The organism is Pseudomonas sp. PICF6 (assembly GCF_009831705.1).
Classification (GTDB): domain Bacteria; phylum Pseudomonadota; class Gammaproteobacteria; order Pseudomonadales; family Pseudomonadaceae; genus Aquipseudomonas; species Aquipseudomonas rhizophila.
In genome coordinates this window covers 404,152-407,043 of the sequence record NZ_WUUD01000013.1, presented here as the reverse complement: position 1 = coordinate 407,043, position 2,892 = coordinate 404,152, and the positions used below count along the sequence as shown (strand labels likewise).

Sequence of the window (2,892 nt, the reverse complement as noted above, 5' to 3'; positions counted from 1 at the left end):
ATGTTCACCAGCGAGACCATGCCGCTCAGAGGATTGAGGCTGTCATGCATGCCATTGACCGAGCCATTGGAGGCCGCCGTGGTGGTGACGGACCACAGCACCGTGGCCGTGGTGCCAAAGCGCGCCTCCTTGCCCTCCAGTGGCGCGGTCTGCTCCACCGAAGCGTTATGCAGCGCCGGATTGGGTTGGGATTCGGCCCACAACGAGGTGGCGCCGCCGATCAGAAACAGTACGAGCATGCAGGCGATGATCGCCCGACTCTGGCGCAGGTCCTTGACGTAATGGCCGAAGGTGAACACCAGCGCGGCGGGAATCAGGATGATCGAGGCGACTTCGAACAGGTTGCTCCAGGCCGTCGGATTCTCGAAGGGGTGTGCCGAATTGACGCCGAAGAAACCACCACCGTTGGTGCCCAGTTGCTTGATCGCGATCTGGCTGGCGGCCGGGCCCAATGGAATCACTTGATCCGCGCCTTGCATCGTCAACCCATGCACATAGTGCGCGAAGGTTTGCGGCACGCCCTGCCACACCAGGAACAGGGCCAGCAACAGGCACAGCGGTAACAACCCGTAGAGGGTGGCGCGGGTCATGTCGACCCAGAAGTTACCCAGCGTTGCAGCGGATTTGCGCCCAATTCCGCGACACAGCGCCACCAGCACGGCCAGGCCGGTAGCTGCGCTGACAAAGTTCTGCACAGCCAGGCCAAGCATCTGGCTCAGGTAGCTCAACGAGGCTTCACCGCTGTAGGACTGCCAATTGGTATTGGTGGTGAAACTCACCGCGGTGTTGAATGCCTGGGTCCACTCCATACCCGGCACTTTTTCGGGGTTGAGTGGCAAATGTCCCTGTAACAACAGAATCGCGAACAACAGCGAAAAACCGGCCAGGTTGAAAGCGAGCAAGGCCAGGGTGTATTTCTGCCAGCTCTGCTCAACGGTGTGATCGACGCCGGCCAAGCGATAGCAGCCACGCTCCACCGGGCCAAGGACAGGTGAAAGCCAAGTGCGCTGGCCTTCCATCACCCGGTAGTAGAAACGCCCCAGAAACGGTGCAGGAATCAGCACCAGCGCAAAGAAGGCGAGGATCAGCCCGTAGTCATAACCGTGCATAGCCACTCCTAGTTCCGATCCGCGCGCAACAGCGCAATCAGTAGATAAATGAACAGCGCCGCTGCCAGCAGCAGCGACACCCCGTCCAGAAGGCTCATGGGATTTCTCCGTCGTACGGCGTCATGCCGTGTGTGGAGTGATTGTCGGCAGGGAGGGCGTAAAGGAACGAGATCGAGAGAGGGGGCGAGGGATAAAGAATGTGTAAAAAAGGGGTTGGTGATTGGCTGGGTGGGCCTCATCGCGAGCAGGCTCGCTCCCACATTTGATCTGTTGTGAATAGAGAATTTGCCTCCACTGAAGATCCCCTGTGGGAGCGAGCCTGCTCGCGATGAGGCCCGCCCTGGCGCTGACGCTCCGAACTGGAGCACAAAATCGAGCCATCAGGCAGCGAACATCCCCGATACGACACAATTTCACCCATTACGACCACCGCCGCCACACTGGCACGCCCACTGCACTGCCCCACCCCAGCGCTTTTGCTATGGATCGAGGGGGAGCCACCGATGAACACACAACTCAAACCCACCCTGGGCACCCTGCATTTATGGGGCATTGCCGTCGGGCTGGTGATCTCCGGCGAGTACTTCGGCTGGAGCTACGGCTGGGGCGTTGCCGGAACGCTGGGCTTTCTGGTGACATCATTCATGGTTGCGGCCATGTACACCTGCTTCATCTTCAGCTTCACCGAGCTGACCACCGCCATCCCCCACGCTGGCGGACCATTCGCCTACAGCCGTCGGGCCTTTGGAGAGAAAGGTGGGTTGATCGCCGGCCTGGCGACGCTGATCGAATTCGTCTTCGCCCCACCGGCCATCGCTCTGGCCATCGGTGCCTACCTGAACGTGCAATTCCCGGCCCTGGACCCGAAACACGCAGCGGTCGGTGCCTATATTGTGTTCATGGGCCTGAACATCCTCGGGGTGAAACTGGCGGCGACCTTCGAACTGATCGTCTGCGTGCTGGCGGTGGCCGAACTGCTGGTGTTCATGGGCGTAGTCGCCCCGGCGTTCAGCTTCAGTAGCTTCGCCTTGAACGGCTGGGCCGGTTCCGATGTGTTCGGCGCGCCGGCCATCGCCGGGATGTTCGCCGCAATCCCCTTCGCCATCTGGTTTTTCCTGGCCATCGAGGGCGCGGCCATGGCCGCCGAAGAAGCCAAGGACCCGAAACGCACAATTCCCAAGGCCTACATCAGCGGCATCCTGACCCTGGTGTTCCTGGCCATGGGCGTGATGTTCTTCGCCGGTGGCGTAGGCGACTGGCGCACCCTGTCCAACATCAACGACCCGCTGCCCCAAGCCATGAAAACCGTAGTCGGCGAAAGCTCCGGCTGGTTGCACATGCTCGTATGGATCGGCCTGTTCGGCCTGGTGGCAAGCTTCCACGGCATCATCCTCGGCTACTCGCGCCAGTTCTTCGCCCTCGCCCGCGCCGGCTACCTGCCCGCCTCCCTGGCCAAACTGTCACGCTTCCAGACCCCGCACCGGGCCATCATCGCCGGCGGCCTGATCGGCATCGCGGCGATCTACAGCGACGGCCTGATCAACCTCGGTGGCATGACCCTGACCGCAGCGATGATCACCATGGCGGTGTTCGGCGCGATCGTCATGTACATCATGAGCATGCTCAGCCTGTTCAAACTGCGTAAAACCGAACCCAACCTGGAACGCACCTTCCGCGCGCCGGGCTATCCGATCATCCCGGGTATCGCCCTGGTACTGGCAGTGGTGTGCCTGGTAGCGATGGCCTGGTTCAATGCCCTGATCGGGCTGATCTTCCTCGGTTT

Annotated in this window: 3 protein-coding genes; 1 reads left to right on the top strand and 2 read right to left on the bottom strand. The window is 61.2% G+C overall.

Annotated features, from left to right (window positions below):
- Both kdpA and kdpF read right to left on the bottom strand, forming a co-directional pair.
- Window positions 1-1,109 (bottom strand): potassium-transporting ATPase subunit KdpA (kdpA, locus tag GSM73_RS06880; RefSeq protein ID WP_372241366.1); only part of this gene is annotated, 1,109 nt, incomplete at its 3' end.
- Window positions 1,110-1,117: 8 nt separating this feature from the next.
- Window positions 1,118-1,207: a K(+)-transporting ATPase subunit F gene (gene kdpF, locus GSM73_RS06875; RefSeq protein ID WP_047226333.1), complete on the bottom strand. Its 90-nt coding sequence runs from the start codon at window positions 1,205-1,207 to the stop codon at window positions 1,118-1,120.
- A gap of 405 nt (window positions 1,208-1,612) precedes the next feature.
- Here kdpF and eat point away from each other — a divergent pair.
- Window positions 1,613-2,892 (top strand): ethanolamine permease (gene eat / locus GSM73_RS06870; protein WP_160892029.1); only part of this gene is annotated, 1,280 nt, incomplete at its 3' end.